The 19,250-nt window shown below is 68.3% G+C and carries 18 protein-coding genes, 1 tRNA gene and 1 pseudogene; 10 read left to right on the top strand and 10 right to left on the bottom strand.

Going from position 1 to position 19,250, the window contains the following annotated elements:
* Positions 1–248: 248 nt before the first annotated feature.
* A complete protein-coding gene (locus E3N94_RS03965; protein ID WP_104099566.1) occupies positions 249–1,244 on the bottom strand; it encodes an aldo/keto reductase in 996 nt (331 codons plus the stop codon).
* Positions 1,199–2,146 (bottom strand): alpha/beta hydrolase, encoded by a 948-nt coding sequence (locus E3N94_RS03960; RefSeq protein WP_104099567.1) that lies wholly within the window; start codon positions 2,144–2,146, stop codon positions 1,199–1,201. Before E3N94_RS03960 ends, E3N94_RS03965 begins: the two co-directional genes overlap by 46 nt.
* A gap of 137 nt (positions 2,147–2,283) precedes the next feature.
* On the opposite strand from E3N94_RS03960, the gene E3N94_RS03955 reads away from it, so the two are divergent.
* The 3 genes from E3N94_RS03955 to E3N94_RS03945 are packed head-to-tail and all read left to right on the top strand — an operon-like array spanning position 2,284 to position 5,695.
* Positions 2,284–3,180 carry a DUF4349 domain-containing protein gene (locus E3N94_RS03955; RefSeq protein WP_104099568.1) on the top strand — a complete coding sequence of 299 codons (897 nt, stop codon included), beginning with the start codon at positions 2,284–2,286 and terminating at the stop codon, positions 3,178–3,180.
* A 9-nt stretch (positions 3,181–3,189) separates the two neighbouring features.
* A complete protein-coding gene (locus tag E3N94_RS03950; RefSeq protein ID WP_174776117.1) occupies positions 3,190–4,356 on the top strand; it encodes an acyl-CoA dehydrogenase family protein in 1,167 nt (388 codons plus the stop codon).
* Complete coding sequence (locus tag E3N94_RS03945; protein WP_104099570.1) at positions 4,349–5,695, top strand: threonine/serine exporter family protein; 1,347 nt, start codon at positions 4,349–4,351, stop codon at positions 5,693–5,695. Before E3N94_RS03950 ends, E3N94_RS03945 begins: the two co-directional genes overlap by 8 nt.
* A 27-nt stretch (positions 5,696–5,722) precedes the next feature.
* Here E3N94_RS03945 and E3N94_RS03940 read toward each other — a convergent pair whose 3' ends face one another.
* Entirely contained in the window at positions 5,723–5,968 is a 246-nt protein-coding gene (locus tag E3N94_RS03940; protein WP_104099571.1) for a hypothetical protein, read from the bottom strand.
* 186 nt (positions 5,969–6,154) lie between these two features.
* Between E3N94_RS03940 and E3N94_RS17455 the strand changes: the two genes are divergently transcribed.
* Positions 6,155–6,277, top strand: coding sequence for a hypothetical protein (locus E3N94_RS17455; protein ID WP_255408599.1), 123 nt, complete (start codon positions 6,155–6,157; stop codon positions 6,275–6,277).
* Between the two features lie 79 nt (positions 6,278–6,356).
* The gene (locus tag E3N94_RS03935) at positions 6,357–7,244 is read left to right on the top strand and encodes a metal-dependent hydrolase (protein WP_134569849.1); all 888 of its coding nucleotides are present in this window, start codon (positions 6,357–6,359) and stop codon (positions 7,242–7,244) included.
* A gap of 214 nt (positions 7,245–7,458) precedes the next feature.
* Here the strand turns inward: E3N94_RS03935 and E3N94_RS03930 are convergent.
* The 4 genes from E3N94_RS03930 to galU all read right to left on the bottom strand — a co-directional run bounded on the left by E3N94_RS03930 (position 7,459) and on the right by galU (position 10,317).
* Positions 7,459–7,531: transfer RNA gene (locus E3N94_RS03930), tRNA-Ala, on the bottom strand.
* Between the two features lie 81 nt (positions 7,532–7,612).
* Complete coding sequence (locus tag E3N94_RS03925; protein ID WP_104099573.1) at positions 7,613–8,635, bottom strand: hypothetical protein; 1,023 nt, start codon at positions 8,633–8,635, stop codon at positions 7,613–7,615.
* Positions 8,636–8,707: 72 nt separating this feature from the next.
* On the bottom strand, positions 8,708–9,367 hold the full coding sequence (locus E3N94_RS03920; protein ID WP_104099574.1) for a GNAT family protein: 660 nt from the start codon (positions 9,365–9,367) through the stop codon (positions 8,708–8,710).
* 56 nt (positions 9,368–9,423) lie between these two features.
* Positions 9,424–10,317 (bottom strand): UTP--glucose-1-phosphate uridylyltransferase GalU, encoded by an 894-nt coding sequence (gene galU, locus E3N94_RS03915; RefSeq protein ID WP_104099575.1) that lies wholly within the window; start codon positions 10,315–10,317, stop codon positions 9,424–9,426.
* Positions 10,318–10,351: 34 nt separating this feature from the next.
* Here galU and E3N94_RS03910 point away from each other — a divergent pair, with 34 nt between their 5' ends.
* The 3 genes from E3N94_RS03910 (at position 10,352) to mscL (ending at position 11,955) form a co-directional block, all read left to right on the top strand.
* Positions 10,352–10,930, top strand: a complete 579-nt coding sequence (locus tag E3N94_RS03910; RefSeq protein WP_104099576.1) for a 5-formyltetrahydrofolate cyclo-ligase — start codon at positions 10,352–10,354, stop codon at positions 10,928–10,930.
* A gap of 87 nt (positions 10,931–11,017) precedes the next feature.
* The gene (locus E3N94_RS03905) at positions 11,018–11,407 is read left to right on the top strand and encodes an FmdB family zinc ribbon protein (RefSeq protein ID WP_104099577.1); all 390 of its coding nucleotides are present in this window, start codon (positions 11,018–11,020) and stop codon (positions 11,405–11,407) included.
* Positions 11,408–11,517: 110 nt separating this feature from the next.
* The gene (mscL, locus tag E3N94_RS03900; protein ID WP_104099578.1) at positions 11,518–11,955 is read left to right on the top strand and encodes a large conductance mechanosensitive channel protein MscL; all 438 of its coding nucleotides are present in this window, start codon (positions 11,518–11,520) and stop codon (positions 11,953–11,955) included.
* Between the two features lie 460 nt (positions 11,956–12,415).
* Here the strand turns inward: mscL and E3N94_RS03895 are convergent, their stop codons facing one another.
* On the bottom strand, positions 12,416–12,697 hold the full coding sequence (locus tag E3N94_RS03895) for a hypothetical protein (RefSeq protein WP_104099579.1): 282 nt from the start codon (positions 12,695–12,697) through the stop codon (positions 12,416–12,418).
* Positions 12,690–16,571: an AAA family ATPase gene (locus E3N94_RS03890; RefSeq protein WP_241987059.1), complete on the bottom strand. Its 3,882-nt coding sequence runs from the start codon at positions 16,569–16,571 to the stop codon at positions 12,690–12,692. The genes E3N94_RS03895 and E3N94_RS03890 overlap by 8 nt, the downstream gene beginning before the upstream one ends.
* A 133-nt stretch (positions 16,572–16,704) precedes the next feature.
* Here E3N94_RS03890 and E3N94_RS03885 point away from each other — a divergent pair, with 133 nt between their 5' ends.
* Positions 16,705–17,724 carry an adenosine deaminase gene (locus tag E3N94_RS03885; RefSeq protein WP_134569848.1) on the top strand — a complete coding sequence of 340 codons (1,020 nt, stop codon included), beginning with the start codon at positions 16,705–16,707 and terminating at the stop codon, positions 17,722–17,724.
* Here the strand turns inward: E3N94_RS03885 and E3N94_RS03880 are convergent.
* Positions 17,702–18,718 (bottom strand): magnesium and cobalt transport protein CorA, encoded by a 1,017-nt coding sequence (locus E3N94_RS03880; protein WP_104099581.1) that lies wholly within the window; start codon positions 18,716–18,718, stop codon positions 17,702–17,704. The two genes, E3N94_RS03885 and E3N94_RS03880, sit on opposite strands and share 23 nt — an antisense overlap.
* A 106-nt stretch (positions 18,719–18,824) precedes the next feature.
* Between E3N94_RS03880 and E3N94_RS03875 the strand changes: the two are divergent.
* Positions 18,825–19,250 (top strand): annotated as a pseudogene (locus tag E3N94_RS03875) (hypothetical protein); the annotation flags it as partial.

The raw sequence follows: 19,250 nt of genomic DNA, 5'->3' as shown, positions 1-19,250 counted from the left end.
GCGGGTCGCGCTGAGGGCCCCGCGCCACTCTCCCGCGCCCCTCTCCGCACGCCTGACGAATTCGACGGAGATTTCGACCGAATCCCGCCCAAACAAGCCGGAAACCGGCTTCAACCCAAAAATCTCCGTCGAATTGGTTCGCCGGAGCCGCAGTGCCTTGCGACAATGCCGCCCCCACAGGTCCACGCGAGAGTCCCCGTTCCGGTCGAGAGCGACCCGCGGAACGGGCACTCCCGACCGGACAGGTGCTACCAGCGGCGGTGGATCTGCTCGCGCAGCATCCGGTCGTAGATATCCTGCACGCCCTCGTTGAGCCCGAGGCTGAGCGGGGCGACCGAACCGGCAGCGGCGTTGCCGCGAGCCTGCTGCACCGATCGGGCCCCGGGGATGACCGAGCTGATGCCGTCAATCTGGGCCACCCAGGCCAGCGCGGCCTGCGCGGGCGTGAGCTCCTCGGTCAGGGAGCCCACGAGCGCCGCGAACTCCGCGGCGGCTGCCAGGCCGGTCTCATAGTCCACACCGGAGAAGGTCTCGCCGACGTCGAAGGCGCTGCCGTCGCGGTTGTAGTTGCGGTGGTCGTTCGCCGCGAAGGTTGTCTCCCGGGTGTACTTTCCGGTCAGCAGGCCGCTCGCCAACGGAACGCGGGCGATGATGCCCACACCGGCGGCGCGCGCGGCCGGCACGACGGCCTCGAGCGGCTTCAGCCTGAACGCATTCAGGATGATCTGCACGCTGGCCAGGCCGGGCCGTTCGATGGCTGCGAGAGCCTGGTCGCAGGTCTCGACGCTCACCCCGTAGCCGGCGATGGCTCCCTCGGCGACGAGTGTGTCGAGCGCGTCGTAGACCTCGTCGGATTCGATCACGTCGCTCGGCGGGCAGTGCAGCTGCACGAGGTGCAGGGTGTCCATGCCGAGGTTCGTGCGGGACCGGTCGGTCCAGGCCCGGAAGTTGGCGAGCGTATAGTTCTCGGCCAGCTGGTCGACCCGTCGGCCCATCTTGGTGGCCACGGTGATGCCGGCTGCGGCGGCGCTGCCGGCCAGGAATCGACCGATGATCTGCTCGCTGCGGCCGTCACCGTAGACGTCGGCGGTGTCGAAGAAGGTGACGCCGGCGTCGACGGATGCCGCGAGCACCGCAGTCGCGTCGGCCTCCGACACGTCACCCCAGTCCGCTCCCAGCTGCCAGGTGCCCAACCCGATCACGGAGACGATTCGGCCGGTTTTTCCGAGGGTTCGTGTGTCCATGTCTCCAGCCTAGCCACGGAAGTCAAAGTGGAAGCAGTGACCGACGAGGCAGCAGCCGCGGACAAGGCCCCGGCCCCGGCCCTGTCGTCCGCGTCGATGACCCGGGCCAGTGCCCGGGCGAGCCGCGGCCGGATGAGATGGTCGTTCGCTTCGACGCGGTGCATGGTGACGTGGCGCATCCGTTCGATCACCGTCATGGAGCCGGCCGCGATGAAGGCGTCCAGCACACCGTAGACCACGTCGACCGGCACTCGCACGGCCGCGATGTCGCTGACCACGGTCTGCGATTCGATGCAGTGCTCCAGCGATTTCACGAACGGGGTCCAGTTGCGCTCCGTCAGCTCGAAGATGCCCTTCGGCAGCAGCCGTGCGATGATGGCCGCGTTCGCGAGAGTGAACTCCTTGTTCAGCCGCAGGAAATCGTAGGCGCGCAGGTAGGCGTTCACCCGGGCCCGCACCCAGCGTTCACCGATGTCGGTCGGCGACAGATAGACCGGCGGCCCCACGAGCACCACCCGGGACACCTGGGTTCGACGGGACGCGCGGGTGCGGGGCATCGCCGCCAGCCGGGCCGCGATCAGGCTGCCGAGGGAGTGGCCCACCAGGATGAACGGCTCGCGGAGCTTCAGCGACCGGATCGTGGTGGCCAGGGCCTCGACGTGGTCCTCGAGCCGATACTCGCACCCTTCGGGGATCGGCGATTCGCCGAAACCCAGGATGTCGACGGCGATGACCCGGTGCCTGGGCACAAGCAGTGGCACCAGTTCCCGGAACGTTTCCGAGGAGGAGGCGATGCCGTGCACGAGAATCACGACCGGACCGGTTCCCTCATCGATTGCGATGTGCAGCAGCGGCGGGCGTGTCCAGCCGAGCCGTTCGCAGAGGGTCGCCCACCAGGTCATGGTTCCAGTATCGCCGTGAACGGCGTCCCCGATCCATTCAGCGACCGGTGTAGGCGGCGCATGCACGCGAAGCGCGCGCCGCATGCCGAGACTCGATTGTGATCCAGAGCCGGCGACAGCGGTCGTACAGTGGGGCCATGAAGCGTTTGCCCGCGATCGCCGCGGTACTCCTGAGTGCACTGCTGCTGGCCGGATGCTCCGTGCCCGGCGCTTCCACCGACTCCGGCGGCCCCGCCACGTCCCCGGGCCTCGCCGAACCGGGCGTCGTCAATCCGGGGACCGTCACACCCGGCGCCGAACCCGGCGAGTCTCTCGACTCGCGCACCTTCCCGGACGGCAGCACGGGCGAGATCGCCTCCAGCCAGCGCGACGTGATCACCACCGGGATGGTGTCGATCACCGTGAAGGACCCGATCGCATCCGTGCAGGATGCCGTCACCATCACCGAGCAGGCCGGTGGTCGGATCGACAGCCGCACCGAGAACCCCGCCACCGGCAACCAGCCGGCGAGCGCGAACCTCACCCTGCGCATCCCCTCGGATGAGCTCGACCGCACGCTCGCGGAGCTGAAGCAGCTCGGCACCGTCAACTTCGTGTCACTCAATGCCTCGGACATCACCCAGCAGACCCAGGACCTCGATGCCCGGATCACCTCGCTGCAGACCTCGGTCGACCGGTTACTCGCCCTGATGACGAGCGCCACGAACACGACCGACCTGATCGCCGTCGAGAACGCGCTGGCCGAGCGGCAGAGCGAGCTCGAGGGGTTGCAGGCGCAGCGGGACTACCTGTCCGACCAGGTTGATTTCTCGACCATCACGCTCGACCTGTACTCGACCGGCACAGTGGATCCCGGCACCCCGGACGACTTCTGGGATGCCATCGCGGCCGGCTGGAACGCCCTCCTGACAGCCCTCGGTACCGCGATCGTGGCCATCGGCTTCGCGCTGCCCTGGCTGCTCGCTCTCGGCCTGGTCGCAGCAATCGTCTACCTGGTGATCCGGTTGGCACGCAAGCGGCGCACGCCTGCGTAAACTTATTTGGTGTACACGTCTACCGAACTCTCCCCGCTCGGTGACGAGCTGCTCGAACGCATCCGTTCTCGTGCCGCGAAGCATGACCGGGACAATACGTTCCCCGCCGACGATCTGGCCGACCTGATCGCCTGCGGTTACCTCCGCTCGCTCGTGCCTGTCTCCCATGGTGGCCTCGGGCGCAGCGTGCAGCAGGTCGCCGACGACCAGATCCGGCTCGCCGCCCACGCCCCGGCCACGGCCCTCTCCGTCAACATGCACCTCGTCTGGACGGGCGTGGCTCTCACCCTGCATCAGCGCGGCGACGACAGCCTCGCTTGCATGCTGCACGGCGCCGCCGCGGGCGAGATCTTCGGCTTCGGCGTGAGCGAGCCGGGCAACGACCTCGTGCTCTCCGATTCGATCACGACGGCCACCCCACAGCCAGACGGCGGCTACCGATTCACCGGCACCAAGATTTTCACCACGCTCTCCCCGGCCTGGACCCGGCTCGGCACCATGGGGATCGACCGGGACTCCGTTGACGGCCCGAAAATCGTCTGGGCGTTCATCGATCGGGGCGACCCGGGCGTCAGTCAGAAGAATGACTGGGACACCCTGGGCATGCGAGCCAGCCAGAGCCGCAGCACGGTGCTCACCGGCGCATCCGCCCGCCCGGAGCAGGTCTTCCGGCGGCTGGATCCCGGGCCGAACCCTGACCCGCTGATCTTTGCGATCTTCGCCAATTTCGAGATCCTGCTGGCGGCCGTGTACACCGGCATCGGCCGGCGCGCGGTCGAGCTGGCCGTGCTGGCGGCGAAGCGGCGCACGTCGCTCAAGCACGACGGCCGAACCCTGGCGCAGGACCCGGACATCCGTTGGCGCGTCGCGGAGGCCGCGATGATGATGGATGGCCTGTACCCCCAGCTCGACGCCCTCGCCCACGATCTCGCCACTCAGGCCGACCACGGCCCGCGGTGGTTCCCGCTCCTGTCGGGCCTGAAGTATCGCGCCACCGAGACCGCGCGCCTGGTCGTCGACCAGGCGCTGCGGGTCAGCGGCGGCTCGTCGTACTTTGCCGGGAACGAGCTCGGGCGACTGTACCGCGACGTTCTTGCCGGGCTCTTCCACCCGTCCGACGCCGAATCGGCGCACGCCACCGTGGCTGCCGCCTGGCTGGGTCCGCTCGATGTCTGATGTCACCCGCGCGATCAACGTCTTCGACAGCGCCGCCTACACCCGCTCGGTCCTCGACCTCACCATGCGGCTCGCGGAGGTCATCTTCGCGGCTGGCGCCGGAGCCGAAGACGCCACGGCCGCCATGGAAGCCATCACCCGCGCCTACGGGCTGAGGGGAACCGAGGCCAACGTCACGCACACGATCATCGCGCTCACCCACGAGGACCCGGCCACGCACGAGTCCATCACCCGGAGCCGCAACGTCAAGTACCGTTCGCTCAACTACAGCAAGCTCGCGGCCACCTCCGAGCTGATCGCCGAGATCCTCGACTCGCCGCCGGATGTCGCCGATGCCCGCAAACGTCTGGCCACCATTGTCAGCGCCAAGCCGCAGGTACCGGCCCTGTACCGCCGGCTGGGCTGGAGCCTCGTCGGAGCCGGGGCCGCCGTGCTCATCGGCGGCGGCCTGGTCGTCTGCGTCGCCGCCTTCGTCGCCACCTTCTTCATCGACCTGATCACGACCTCGCTCGACCGCCGGCAGGTTCCCGTCTTCTACCAAAACGTGGTGGGCGGGGCGATCGGGCCGATTGTCGCCGCGATCGTCGCACTCATCGACACCTCGGCGAATCCGTCCCTGGTCGTCATCGCGACCATCATCATGCTCCTGGCCGGCGTCACCACCTTCGGCGCGGTCCACGACACACTGTCGGGCTTCTACCTGACCGGCACGGCACGGATGATGGAGGCCCTGTTGATCACGGGCGGCCTGGTCACCGGCGTGGCCGGGGCGTCACTGCTGGTGGCCCGCTTCGGGTTCCAATTGCGCGTCGATGCCAACCTCACGCCGACTCTGGCCGACTTGCCCGTGATGCTCGCCGCCGCCATGGTCATCGTCGCCGGTTTCGGCCTCGCCGTGCAGGTGCCGTGGCGGGCGTTCTGGGTGGTCTGCCTGCTCGGCGCCGTCGCCGAGCTGCTCTATCTGGGTGGGGCGAGCGCCGGCTTCGGCCTGGTCTGGTCGTCGGCTCTCAGCGCAATGGGTGTCGGTCTGCTGGCCGCGATCGCGGCCCGGATCGTGCGCACTCCCCCGCTGGTGATCGTCGTTTCCGCGCTCGTCCCCCTCGTTCCGGGGCTGATCCTGTTCCGCGGCCTGCTGCAGCTGTCCGACGGCAACATCGACGGCCTGCTCAGCATGCTGACCGCAGGTGCCGTGGCCGCCGCGCTGGCGGCGGGCGCCATCCTCGCCCAGTACGTGGTGCAGTTCGTCTGGGGTCCGGCGCGCAGGCTGCAGCGCCGCTTCGTGGGGCCGCTGATGGCTTTGCCCGTTCGGCTCGGCCGCGGCCCCGGCACCCGGATCTGACCCGGTGGACGAATCAAGCGGTCCCGGCTAGTTGGGAATATCCGCTTCGCCCTGCGGGTCTTCGGTATCCTCCTCAACGAAGCGGTAAGGGATCGGTTCCTCGGTTTCGTGGCCGATCCGGAAACTGCGGCGCACGGTTGAGCCGTCTTCCGTCTCCTCGAGCACGACCTCCTGCTGGTACTCGCCGTTCACGTACTCGAGTTTCCGGGGCGTGCCGGCGGCGATCACATTGGGTCCGTAGAAAATGGCCTCGTAGGTGGTCGTGTCGCTCATATTTGGATCCCTTTCTCCGGGTGGAGACGTCTGCCTCTCTGGCGGGGCGCGTCGGTCTCAGCCTACGGCCGGGCGCGCAAGTTGCACAGGCCCGGGTGCCGGTGCGAGCGGGAAGGTGCCGTTTCGCGGCAACCCGCGTAGGGTCGAAGTCACGGTGCCGCTGGGGCTCGGTTCGAAGGAGTACACATGGCTGACAAATCACCCAAGAAGGACGCATCCAAAAAGGTTGCCGGCAAGTCCTTGAAGGAGAAGCGTGCCGACAAGCATGCCAAGGCGAACGAGACGACCGAGAAGGCGCGCAAGGCCTAGCGCCTGCTCCACGATTAAACTCAGGGTGTTGCCGCGCTAGCCGCGGCAACACCCTTTTATGTTCCGAAAGGACCTGCCGATGACCCTTCCCACCATGGACACCCAAGTGAGCTACCCGGCCGGGCAGACCGAGAGCACCGCGACGGTGCTGCACGTCGAGCCGCTCCCGACCGGACTGCTCGCCGTGCTCCTCGACACCACCCCCGTGCACCCGGTTGACGCGGGTTGGCCCGACCAGGGTCCCGACCGGGCCGTGCTGCGCGCCCAGGGAATCGAGCTGCCGGTGCTGGACTGCGTCGTCGGAGCAACGGACGGGTCGGCGCTGCATCTCGGCCGGGACATCCCGGTGCCGAAGGGAACGCCCGGCTGGGCGTTCGTCGTGGCCCACATCGTGCAGCCCCATGCCGCCCTGATCGAGGGGCAGCCGGTCGACGCCGGCGTTGACACCGGCTACCGGCGACGGATGTCCGCGGGCCACACCGCGTGCCACCTTGCCTCCCTCGCCCTCAACCTGGCTCTCGCAAACCGGTGGAAGAAGGACGTGCGCACCGACGCTCTCGGCAGCCCCGACTTCGACGGCACCGCGATCGACGTGTCCCTCATCGGCGAGAACGAATCCGTGGACACCTACCGGCTCGGCAAATCCCTGCGCCGCAAGGGCTTCGTCACGGAGGAACTGGCCGACCAACTGGCCGAGATCGAATCGATGCTGAACACCTCTCTCGCCGGGTGGGTGGCTACGGACGCGAGCGTGCGCATCGACCGGGACGGCCCACTGCTGACCGACCGCCGGTACTGGGTCTGTGAGCTGCCGGCACACGACGTGCGCATCCCCTGCGGCGGCACCCACGTTTCTTCCCTGGCCGAGCTCGGTGCTGTGCGCGTGGCGCTGTCCACAACCGACGTGGAGGGCACGACCGTGCTCACCATGGAGACGTTCGTCGGCCGATCGGCGCTCGGCGGCTGAGGCCGGCGCAGGTCGGCACGTGAACTCGGCTTGGATCAGAAACTCCCATTTCGGAGATTTTTGCGACACGCTGTTCACCCCGGCGCACCACGCCGCATGAACCGAAATCTCCGAGTTCGGCGACGGAATGGCTCGTCGGCCTGAAGACGAAGACAGAAAGAAGAAGGCCCCCGGTTTCCCAGGGGCCTGCGACTGACGATTGTCACTATCTCGGTGGAGCTAAGGAGATTCGAACTCCTGACCTTCTCATTGCGAACGAGACGCGCTACCAACTGCGCCATAGCCCCTAACCGCTTATGCAGAATATCACGCGCGGCGACCGAGTTTCGCCGAACCGCCCGCTAGAGCCCGAATGTGCCCGGGTTCGGTCAGCCGACGGCGCGGCGACGGCGCAGCACGTCGTCGAGGTCGCTCATGCCGGGAGCGGTGTCTCCGACGACCCCCATCGACGCGAACCGGCTCGCTGCGGGCACAGCCGGAGCATTCTCGCGACCGGGCGCCGCACGCGTGAGCGGGGTGACGGCCACCTCGAGCGCCGCGGCCCGGCGGGCGAGTTCCGCCTCTGCGGCTACCTTCCGCAGCTCGGCGGCGGCATCCACGGATGCCATCGCCGCCTGGGCGACGGATCCGCGCGACAGGTGCATCGGCCGAGGCAGCGGCAACGGCGTCCAGCTCGGAGCGACGACCGGCGTCTCCTCGAGGTGCACGGACTCGAAGGCCTGCCCGACACGGGCGGAGGGGTAGCTGACCTCTGAGCCATTCGCGGCGGCAGCGTGCTGGTGGGCGCGGCGAGATGTGCGGGCGAGGCGCGACAGCGCCCCGACAGCGAGCGCGACCGTAGCCAGGCCGGCGAGGACTGCGGTCCAGGCTCCGCCCGCTGCCACCGCGAGAACCCCGGAGACGAAGAAGAGGATGCCCCCGAGCAGGATCAGGGAGGTCAGCGCTCGCACTCGGCGCAGACGCAGAGCGCGAGCGCGACCCGGCAATCTGGCCACGACCCCGGCGCCCACTGCGCCGGCACGCACTGCGGAAGCCTGGGCAGCGACCTCTCGGGCGGCAGCGGCGCGGTTTGTGGCGGCCAGGGCCGCGGCGGAGCGCCGGGCGGACGCGGCGGCATCCGTCACCGCCTTCGCCTCGGCTCGGGCATCGTCTTCGGCCTGGGCCAGCAGCTTGCGTTGGGTCAGGACGGTTCGGGCATTCGCTTCGAGCCGCACCTGCTGGGGCACCTCGGACGTCTCCGCCAGAATGCGCATGGTCTGCTGCAAGCGAACAGCGTTGCGCTCGGTGGTGAGGTACTGGCGTCGGCGCGCCCAGGTCGGCATGAGGTAGGTCACCCACAGGGCAGCCGCGACCGCAATCATCACTCCCCCGCCCAGGATCTCGCTACTCATAATCTCTAAGGTAAGAGGGCCGTAGCCATGCGGTGATGATTATCGAGGGTGTGTCACGGGCAATTCTTGCACTCATCGGTCACTCACCGTCAACGGATGCGCGGCCGCGGCCCGATCGACGTCCGTCACCCGGGCGGCGTCGGCCGGCGCCTGGCCGAACTGCCAGCGGTGCAGCACGCCCTGGCGCACCTCTTCGGCCACCAGCCCGAAGCAAAAATGGTCGCGCCAGTCGCCGTTAATGTGAATGTACCGGCGACGCAGACCCTCGTAGCGGAAGCCGAGTTTCTCCACGACCCGCAGCGAGGGCACGTTCTCGGGTCGGATGCAGATCTCCATGCGGTGCAGCCCGAGCTGGCCGAAGCAGTAGTCGGTGGCCAGGGCTACGGCTGTGGGCGTGATCGCCTTCCCTGCGAATTCCTCGCCCACCCAGTAGCCGATGGTGGCCGACGACAGGGAGCCCCAGGTGATCGACGACACGTTGAGCTGGCCGGCCAGCTCGCCCTGGTATTCGACCAGGAACGGCAGCCCGCTGCCGGCACGAGAGTGCGCAAGCAGGCTGCGGATGCTGGCGCGGGTGTCGAAGGACATCGGCGCATAGGGGCTGGTGGCCTCCCAGGTGCGCAGCCAGCCCCGGTTCTCCATCAGGGAACGGTCGAGGTTGCGGTCGTCGCGCAATCGGATCGGTCGCAGTGTGACGGGACCCTCATGAAGCGTCGGTATTGCGATCGCCACAGTGTGCCCGTCTACTCAATGCCGAAATGGTGTTCCGTTAATCTACCGCGCGTGTTTTAGTCGAGAGTGGCGACGAACTCGTGCAGCCAGGGCCGCAGGTCCGGTCCGAGGTCCTCGCGGTCGACGGCAAGCTGCACAATGGCCTTGATGTAGTCGAGGCGGTCGCCGGTGTCGTAGCGGCGGCCACGGAAAATGACCCCGTACACGCCGCCGCTGGTGACCGGGTTCAGCGCCATCTCCTGCAGCGCGTCGGTGAGCTGGATCTCGTTACCCTTGCCCGGCTGGGTGCGCTCGAGCACCTCGAAGACCTCGGGGCGTAGCACGTAGCGGCCGATGATGGCCAGGTTCGACGGGGCATCCTCGGTGCTGGGCTTCTCGACCAGCCCGGTGACCCGCACCACGTCGGGATCGTCGGTGGCCTCGACCGCGGCCGCCCCGTAGAGGTGGATCTGTGAGGGCTCCACCTCCATCAGGGCAATGATGCTGGTATTGCGCGTGCTCTGCTCGGCGAGCATCTTCGACAACAGCGGGTCGCGCGCGTCGATGATGTCGTCACCGAGCAGCACCGCGAACGGTTCGTTGCCAACATGCATCTTGGCTCGCAGCACCGCGTGGCCGAGGCCCAGCGGGTCACCCTGGCGGACGTAGTGGATGTCGGCCAGGTCGGTGGCGTGGTTGACCTTCTCCAGTCGGCTGTGGTCGCCCTTTTTCTTCAGGATCGCCTCGAGTTCGGTCATGCGGTCGAAGTGGTTTTCCAGCGCGTTCTTGTTGCGCCCGGTGACCATCAGCACGTCGGTCAGGCCCGCGGCCACGGCCTCCTCCACCACGTACTGGATCGCCGGTTTGTCGACGACCGGCAGCATCTCCTTCGGCATGGCCTTGGTGGCCGGAAGAAAACGAGTGCCCAGTCCTGCAGCAGGAATGACGGCTTTGGTAATTGGTGTCCCCATGGTCCCTACGATATCGGCATCTAGGATGAGATATATGGATTCCGTTATCGGTCACCGAAAGCGCGCGCTTCGCGCCGAGCTGCGGGAGCGCCGCCAGAACCTGACCTCGGTCGAGCGGGAGGCCGCGACGGCCGGATTCACTCAGAATCTGCAGAGCATCACTCTGGATCTGTCGGCCCGGTCCATCTCCTGCTACCTGTCCTCCCGCAACGAACCGGACACCCGCCCGTTCGTGAACTGGGCGGAGGCCCAGGGCATCCGGGTGCTGTTTCCGGTGTCCCGCGATGACGGACTCCTCGACTGGACCGTCGGCGAGGACCAGACCGAATTCGAGGGTCTCTCGGGCGCGCCCGAGGCAGGCGGCAGCCTGCTGGGCCCGATCGCGATCAACGACGTTGACCTCATCATCGTGCCGGCCGCCGCCGTCGATGCGACCGGCCTGCGCATGGGCTGGGGTCGCGGCTACTACGACAAGACCCTAGGCTCAATGGAGAAGTGCCCGCCGGTGTATGCCGTCGTCTTCGACAACGAATTCGTCGACGAGGTGCCCCGTGAGGTTCACGACCAGCCGGTCGACGGCCTGGTCACCCCCACGCGCATCATCGCGTTCTGATCGGCACTCCCCCTACTTCCTGTTCAACGAAAGCCATTTCATAATCGGAGATTCCGGCCCACGGGCCGGTCCCCCATCGGAGTTCCAGTGCCTACCTATTCCTACCGCTGCACCGAGTGCGACACCGCGTTCGACATCCAGCAAGCATTCACCGACAGCTCGCTCACCACGTGCCCGACCTGTGGCGGCAAGCTGCGCAAGGTCTTCTCGTCGATCGGCGTGACCTTCAGCGGTTCCGGCTTTTACAGCAACGACGCCCGATCGGATGCGAAGCGCTCGCTCGAGCGCTCGTCGAAGACCCCAGACAAAAAGTCAGATAAGAGCTCAGACGCGAAGTCGGGCGATTCCGGCTCCGGCACCGGTTCCGGCTCCTCCAGCGAGAAGTCCGCGGCCCCCGCGAAAGACAGCTCCGGCCCGACGAAAGTCGCAAGCACCAGCACCAGCAACACGCCCGCGTCCGCCGCGAAGGCCTCCTAGCCCCCAGCACCTCACCGCCTCAGCACCTCAGCACCTCAGCACCTCAGCACCTCAGCACCTCAGCACACCACTCGCCTGTCCCGGCGCCGAGACCTCACCGGAGTATCACCATGATCCAGGGCTTCAAAGAATTCATCATGCGCGGCAACGTCATTGAGCTTGCTGTCGCCGTGGTCATCGGCGCGGCGTTCACCGGGGTGGTCAGCGCGATCGTCACGGGCATCTTCAACCCGCTGATCGCGGCGATCTTCGACTCGGAGAGCCTGACGGAGGCAATGGTCATCGGCCTTCCCGGCGGGGGCGGCCTGTCGTTCGGTCTCGTCCTCGCCGCGGCCATCAACTTCCTGCTGGTCGCGGCCGTCGTCTATTTCGTCTTCGTGATGCCGCTCAACCACCTCAAGCACACGCAGGAGCGTCGCCGTGCAGCCGGAATTCCCTCCACCGCCGATGCCGCCGCCCCCACAACGGAACTCGACCTCCTGACCGAGATCCGGGACCTGCTGGCCGCCGGCGCGACACTCGACCAGGGTCCGAAGCACACGCTCTAGATGAGTGAGGCCTCATCGATTGGTTATCGCTCCCGGCAAGCCAATTCTGACCGGCCCCCGTTGACGCTGCTCAGTACAGGCGGAAGGCCGTGTCCGGGGTCGAACCAATTCGACGGAGATTCTGACGTTTGAGCGGGATTTCGGCCTGTTTCCGGACGATACGGGCAGAATCTCCGTCGAATTCGTTCGGGCCGCGGGCGGAGCGCGTGGTGGATACCGAGCGGCACAAGCGCTGCTGCACAGCGGGCAGGGGTTGTGGCCAACTCAGGAGATCCGTCCGGCCGGGTCGGGCATCCGCGCCGGTTCCGCACTGCTCCGCGGCGGCTGGTGAATGCGGCCGACGGATGTCCTGAGTTAGCCACACACACACACACACACACACACACGGGCTCGGCGGGCCCATCGCCCACGACGATGCGGCCTCACTCATCCACGGCAGTCACCGACTCCGTCCCTTCGGCTACCAGTGCGGCGGGCGGTCCTGACGGAGCCGTTCGTCGTTGACGCCGCGGGTGCCCGGTCCGGCGGGATCGGCGGGCACGATGCCGCCCTCCTCGCGCAGAACCGGTGGGTGCGGATCGGGGTCGGTGTCGGGCGCGGGCGTCAGCCGAGCACGCCGGGACGTGCCGGCCGATTTGACGACGGACTGCCGGGGAACGACGGATGCGTCCCGGTGGCCGACCTTATCCCGGTGGTCGAGCTTGTCGAGACCATCCCGCTCGGGTACGTCGCGCTCAGGCACCAGGTCGGCGCACCGGACCGGACGAACCAGGCCCCGTCGAACCACGCCCCGACGAACCAGGCGCCGTCGAACCAGGCGCCGTCGAACCACGCCCCGTCGTACCAGGCGCGGCCGAGCCATGCGCGGAGGATCCGGCAGCCGCCGGCGGCACCGACAGGCCGACGAGTGCCGCCACGCGGGCGGCCACCGCGTCCGGGTTGCTGAAGAGTTCGAAGCTGTGCACCCGCAGGTAGTGCCAGCCGAGGCGGCGCAGCACTTCGGGGCGGAGCCTCAGGGACTCGCGCAAGCTCGACCGGCCGACGACGGCATCCGTTTCGACGACGACGGCACGGCCCGCGTGCGAGCCGGCGAGGGCCAGCTTGCCGCGGTGGCCGAGCGACACGGTGAGGCCAAGGCGTTCCAGGCGGCGGGCCAGGTCGACCAGCATCGCCTCGCTCGCGTCGGGAACCTGGGCCTCGTTGCGGCGCGCCTCGGTCTCGCTGAGCACCTGGGAGAGCGCGAGGATGCCGTGGCGCTGGCGATCCTCGTCGATGTCGGAGGGGCGGAAGCAGGAAACGATGTCCATGGCCCGGCGGGCCCGGGTCATGCCGATGGCCAGCAGCCGCTCGCCGCCCGGTTCACCGAGCGAACCGAAGTTCGTCAGGAGACGGCCGTGCGGGGTGCGGCCGTAGCCGATGGAGAAGATCACCCGGTCGCGGCTCTGCGCCACGGCCTGCTCGAGGGTGAGCACAGTGAATGGCTCGGCCCGGTCTTTCAGGATGAAGTCGGAGAGGTCGGTACGCTTGGAGAAGGCGGACAGCACGGCCTGGTGCACACGCACGGAGTGCCGCGCGCTGGCCGTGATGACCATGAGTGATTCCTTCGGGCGCTTGACGGCGTGGTCCATGACGAGTTCGACGACCTTGGCCACCTCGGCGTCGACGCTTTCCACGGCCCCGGAGTCGGCGTCGGGCATGCCGTGCCCGCCGGCCACGTAGTTGATGGTGAGGCTGCCGTGCCCGAGGTAGCTGCCCGCCCAGGGCAGGGAGTCGATGCGCCCGCCGTAGAAACGGTGGTTGACGAGTTCCGCGAGGTCTTCGCCGCCAGCGCGGTAGCTGCGGGTCAGGGTGAGGGTCGGCAGCAGCTCGCCGAGGCGGGCCAGGGCCGAGTCGGCGTGCAGGGCGTCGACGTTGGTCTCCTGCTCGACGCGGTCGTCGGCGGCGGCCGTGATGCCGGTCTCGAACGACGACGGTGTCTGCGTGACCGGGTCGCCGAACGCGACGATCTGCCGGCCGCGACGGATGGCGCCGACGTTCTCGGCCAGAGTGGTGGCGCCGGCGTCGACGAGCAGGACGGTGTCGAAGCTCATCTGGTCGGCGAGTGCCGCCACCTCGTAGGGCGAGGCCAGCCAGACCGGGGCGAGCACGCGGCCCAGGTGCGGGGCGGCCTTGTGCAGGCGGGTGGGGGTGGCCCGGTCGGCGCGCAGCAGGCGCCTGAGGTTGTCGGCCTCCTCGGGCCAGTCGACGACGCCGATCTTCCAGGTCTCGGCGAGCAGCCAGGCGAGGAGCTGCCCGGTGGTCGAGGCGTGCGCCTCGTCGACCAGGCGGAAGTCGGCCTCGAGCCGGTCGAGAACCTGCGTGTTGGCGTTCAGGAGGGCCTTGTCGCCGCTGAGCATGGTCTCGAGCACGGACTGCCACCAGGCGAGTTCGAGCTCGTCGGCGACGTCTCTCTCGGACACGTGGCGCTGGGCCAGGTCGGTCATCAGCGGGTCGAGATTGTGTTCGCGCAGGGTAGCGAGCAGCGCGGTGCGCTCATGTAGGTTCGCCAGCACCTCGCTCTCGGCGGCCAGGCCGGAGATCGTGTAGATGAGCTCCTTCACCGGGCGGTTCGACAGCTGACGCGTGGTTCCGGCCGCTCCGAGCGGAATGTCGAGGCTCGCGAGGTCTTCCGAGACGCGCTGGTAGGCCACGTGCACATCCGAGATGCCCACGGGCACCTCGGGAGTGACGCCGGCGACTACGAAGCGCTGCCACAGGGTGCGCTGCTGCTGGATGCGGCGCAGGCTCTCGTTCATGTCGCTCACGTGCACGCCGGGGCGCAGGTATTCCACAGCGAGCTTGCGCAGACGGCGACGGTTCGCGCCGGTCATCTCGGGTGACTCCCGGCGGGACGCGGTCGCGGAGATCAGTTCGGTCAGGGACCGGTCGAAGACGGCCGGCTGGAACTTGTCGAGCGTCTCCCGGATGTCGAGCAGCAGCCGCAGGTAGACGCCGAGCTCGGCGATGGTCTCGAACGGTCGCAGTCGGGTCTGGCCGACGAGTCCGGCGGCACGCTCGAGCAGGCGCGGGAGTTCGATCTGGTTGACCCGTTTGGCCAGCTGGTGCGCCGCCGAGGCGTCCGCGGTGGAGGAGAAGGAGGCTCCGTACCAGGGCGAGTCGCCCGGTCCGTAGCGGAATTCACCGAGTGCAGCCGCCTTGATCAGGGTGGCGGCGGCGGCCGGCCGACCCTGCGCCAGGCGTTCGAGCGCGCGTCGGTCGAGCCTGGCCGTGGTCGAGGGAGGTGAGGGCAGCTGCGCGAGGCGTGCCAACTCACCGAGGGCGTCGAGAACGGACACCCCGAGCGCCGGGTCGCGGCGGGTGAGCGCCGACCGGTAGTCGAGTAGCACCTTGCGCAGGCGCACGAGCGCGTCGTCGACGTCGCCGACCATGGGCTGGGTGGCCTTCTCGTTGCGGGTGATCGCCTGGATCAGGTCCCGGCGCAGGGTGCGGGGGGTCACGGCGACCCCGGGCAGCCCGACCTGCACCAAGCGGTGCGCGATACCGTCGAGGCTGGAGCGGCGGGCGCTGACGACGAGCACGCGCTTGTGCTGAGCGATAAGCGAGCCGATCGCGTTCACAATCGTCTGCGTGCCGCCGGTGCCGGGAAGGGTTTTCACGACGAGCGAGTTGCCGGCCGCGATCTGCGCGACGACGTTCTCCTGCTCGGAGTCCGCGTCAAGCAGAAGGATGTCGGTGGCCGGTGGCCGGGAATCCTGGCCGAGCGGGACGACCGGGTTGTACGCGGTCTCGATGGCGCGCCGGGCGTTGGTGTTGCCACCGATCGCGTCGAGCAGCGGATGGTCCAGGTTGGCCGCATCGGCGGCGAGAGCGCGGCCGACGTCGGCGAACACGGAGGCCACGAGGCGCGGTACCACGTTGAACCAGGGCAGGTGCGAGGTGAGGCCGCGCAACCGGTCGATCACGGGCTGCGGTTTGAAGGCGCCGTTGGTGACGGCCAGCGCCACGAACGCATCCGCATCCAGAACGATCTCGAACTGGTCCTTCAGCGCGCGGGCCAATTCCGGGTTGAGGAACGGCTGGCCCTTGAGCTTGAGTTCGAAATCGCGGCCGTAGCGGCGGATGGCGAGGGGGCGCAGCAGCACGGGAGCGCTGTAGTCCACATCGTTGTGGCGCCACTCGGCGAGGCCGATGGCCAGGTGCACCGATTCGATGCCGCGCATGGAGCGCAGTTCGATGCCCTTCTGGGTGATCTCGCCGGCCGCCAGCCGCGCGTTGCGCAGGGCCAGCTCGTCGCGGATCAGGTTGGAGAGCAGAGCCGTCTTGCCGGTGATGAACTGGGGCAGACCGCCCGGATGGGTGGCGCTCAGTTCGATCCGCGTGCGGGGTCCGTCGCTGAAGTGCAGCAGCGGGGAACGCCCGCCCACTTCGGCGAGTTCGTCGCGCCAGCGCTGCCAGACCGGGTCGGCCACATTGCCCACGGTGAAGGACGGATCGCCCAAGCTGACCGCGTGCGGAGCCGCGGAATCGTGCGGGTCGGTGGGCGGAGCATCCTGAATCTCCGTCAGGATGCCGTCGTCATCTAGTTTCTTATCGAGGCGCCACACACTCGACACCATAAGCCAAATCCCTCCGATTCCGCGGCAGGCGGCCCGGAATTGCGCGGATTCAGCCCCGAATTGTCTCAAAACGGGGCTTCCGGATGCGCGTGCGGCCGTCAGCGATTCGGCTCGCCTCGGCGAGAATGGTGCAATGAAACTCCCCCTCGTCGAACTCCACCTGCACATCGAGGGAACCCTCGAACCGGAGCTGCTCTTCGAGCTGGCCGCGCGGAACGCGGTGACTCTGCCGTGGGCGTCGTTGGCGGAGCTGCGCGCCCAGTACGACTTCGCCGACCTGCAGTCGTTCCTGAACCTCTACTACCGGGCCCTGGACGTGCTGCGCGAACGGATCGACTTCACCGACCTGACCCGCGCCTACCTGGCACGCGCCCGCACGGCCGGGGTGCGGCACGCGGAGCTCTTCTTCGACCCGCAGGCGCACACGAGCCGGGGCGTCCCGCTGGTCACCGCCCTGGCGGGGGTGCGCGACGCCCTGGACCGGTCGGTCGACGAGTGGAGCATCAGCACGAAGCTGATCGTGACGTTCCTCCGGGACCGTCCACCCGCCGAGGCCCTGCAGATCCTGCGAGAGATTCTCACCGGTGGGGTGCCGATCGATGGCATCGGGCTGGACTCGGCCGAGGTCGGCTATCCCCCGGAGCTCTTCACCGAGGTCTTCGCTCTGGCCCGCGAGAACGGTTTGCGCCTGGTGGCGCATGCGGGCGAGGAAGGACCGCCCGACTACGTCTGGCAGGCCCTCGACCTACTCGGGGTGGAACGCGTCGACCACGGCATCCGCAGCCTGGAAGACGAGGTGCTGCTTGACCGGCTTGTGCGGGACCGCATCCCGCTCACGGTCTGCCCGTTCTCGAATGTGCGACTGCGCGTGATCGACACCCTCGCCGACCACCCCATCGTGCGGATGCTCGACCGCGGGCTGCTCGCCTGCATCAACTCCGACGACCCGGCCTACTTCGGCGGCTACATCGACGACAACCTGGCCGCGGTCGATGCGGAGTTCGGCCTGGGACCGGACCGGCTGGCCCTGCTCGCCCGGAACGGGATCGAGGCGTCGTTCCTGACGAACGGGGAGAAGGCGGCCCTGACTGCCGAGGTCGATGCCTGGCGTGCTGCCCAGCCGGCGCCGGCTACAGCCATCCGTTCTTCTTGAAGACGCCGTAGAGGCCGACGCCCATCGCGAGCATGAGGGCGAGTGCGAACGGGTAGCCGAACACCCAGGTGAGCTCGGGCATGTGGGTGAAGTTCATGCCGTAGATGGTGCCCACGAGCGTGGGCGCGAAGAGGATGGCCGCCCAGCTCGAGATCTTCTTGACCTCTTCGCTCTGGACGAGGCTGGTCTCAGACAACCGCCGGGTCTCCTCGTTCTGGCGCTGGGTCACAAGGGTGCTGTGCACAGTGAGGGCATTGTCGAGGAGTTGGCGAAACGCGTCGCCGCGCTCGACAACCCGAAGGGTGTGGTCGAGCACGTCACGCAGGTGGTGGCTGAGCTCCGCGGGGACGTTGTAGGTGGTGAAGCCCTTCTGCAACGACTCCAGCATGCCCACGAGCGGCTGCGTCGCACGCTGGAACTCGATGACCTCCCGGGAGAGGTCGTAGATGCGCCGGGCGACGGCCTGATCGCCGTCGAAGAGCTGGTCCTCGATCTCGTCGATGTCGTTCTCCAACCCGGCGACGACCGGCCCATACTCGTCGACGATCTGGTCGAGGATGGCGTAGAGCACGGCCTCCGGCCCGAGGGCCAGCAGCTCCGGCGTCTTTTCCATGCGCTCGCGCACCTGCGCGAGGTCGGGCGACTCGGCGTGGCGAATGGTGGCCACGAAGTCCGGGCCCACGAAAACGTGCAGCTCGCCGAACTCGACGCGTTCTTCCTGGTCGAGATAGCGGGCCGGACGCAGCACGACGAAGAGGATGTCGTCGAAGCGTTCCAGCTTCGCCCGCTGGTGGCCCTTCAGCGCGTCTTCGACCGAGAGGTGGTGCAGGCTGAATTCGGCCGCGACCGAGCGCACCTCGTCGGGTGAGGGCCGGTACATCCCGATCCAGGCGAAGCCCTGGTGGGCCTTCATCACCTCATAGGTCTCGTCGAGCGTCGTCGGGTTCGCGGCCCGGCGGCCCTTCACATATACAGCGTTGTCGATCAGTGCCACGCGCGCTCTCCTTAGCTAACAGCTACCAGTGTCGCACCGGACGGGCCGCCCGCTGAGCGGGCTCGCGCACTGACCGGGCACCGGCGGGGAAGGTAGGTTGGGGGTCGTGAACCCTGAGCGAGCCGGCGACGTCTTCATCGTTGTCGCTCCCCGCGGGTCCACGGATGCCGACGACCGGCGGTTCCTGGCGGCCGCGGCTGCCTGGGCGCTCGGCGTTGATTCGCGCCTCGTGCGCATCGAGCGAGACTGTCCGCACTGCGGCGGCCGGGACCACGGCCGGCCGCTGGTGGCGGTGTCGTCCGGGGCCGGGACGGGGACCAGCCCGCTGCACGTCAGCCTCAGTCGCGCCGTCGGGTGCGTCGCGTTCGCCCTGACCTTCCTCGGCCCGGTCGGGGTGGACATCGAGAGCGTCGCGGACGTCTCCCGGGCCGGGTTCGATGCGGTCGCGCTCGGGCAGGCGGAGCTCACCGCCCTGGCCAGGCTGTCGGCCCCCACCGCGGGCGCCGCCGCGGGCGCCGCCGCGGGCGCCGCC

This window comes from Cryobacterium sp. Sr3, from assembly GCF_004402835.1.
Lineage (GTDB): Bacteria > Actinomycetota > Actinomycetes > Actinomycetales > Microbacteriaceae > Cryobacterium > Cryobacterium sandaracinum.
Note: the sequence above shows the minus strand (reverse complement) of the source record. Positions and strands in the feature narration are given on the sequence as shown.

Coding starts and splice junctions, on each gene's coding strand:
- E3N94_RS03965 (WP_104099566.1), bottom strand. CDS start 1,244: ATGGACACACGAACCCTCGGAAAAACCGGCCGAATCGTCTCCGTGATC.
- E3N94_RS03960 (WP_104099567.1), bottom strand. CDS start 2,146: ATGACCTGGTGGGCGACCCTCTGCGAACGGCTCGGCTGGACACGCCCG.
- E3N94_RS03955 (WP_104099568.1), top strand. CDS start 2,284: ATGAAGCGTTTGCCCGCGATCGCCGCGGTACTCCTGAGTGCACTGCTG.
- E3N94_RS03945 (WP_104099570.1), top strand. CDS start 4,349: ATGTCTGATGTCACCCGCGCGATCAACGTCTTCGACAGCGCCGCCTAC.
- E3N94_RS03940 (WP_104099571.1), bottom strand. CDS start 5,968: ATGAGCGACACGACCACCTACGAGGCCATTTTCTACGGACCCAATGTG.
- E3N94_RS17455 (WP_255408599.1), top strand. CDS start 6,155: ATGGCTGACAAATCACCCAAGAAGGACGCATCCAAAAAGGTTGCCGGC.
- E3N94_RS03935 (WP_134569849.1), top strand. CDS start 6,357: ATGACCCTTCCCACCATGGACACCCAAGTGAGCTACCCGGCCGGGCAG.
- E3N94_RS03925 (WP_104099573.1), bottom strand. CDS start 8,635: ATGAGTAGCGAGATCCTGGGCGGGGGAGTGATGATTGCGGTCGCGGCT.
- galU (WP_104099575.1), bottom strand. CDS start 10,317: ATGGGGACACCAATTACCAAAGCCGTCATTCCTGCTGCAGGACTGGGC.
- E3N94_RS03910 (WP_104099576.1), top strand. CDS start 10,352: ATGGATTCCGTTATCGGTCACCGAAAGCGCGCGCTTCGCGCCGAGCTG.
- mscL (WP_104099578.1), top strand. CDS start 11,518: ATGATCCAGGGCTTCAAAGAATTCATCATGCGCGGCAACGTCATTGAG.
- E3N94_RS03890 (WP_241987059.1), bottom strand. CDS start 16,571: ATGGTGTCGAGTGTGTGGCGCCTCGATAAGAAACTAGATGACGACGGC.
- E3N94_RS03885 (WP_134569848.1), top strand. CDS start 16,705: ATGAAACTCCCCCTCGTCGAACTCCACCTGCACATCGAGGGAACCCTC.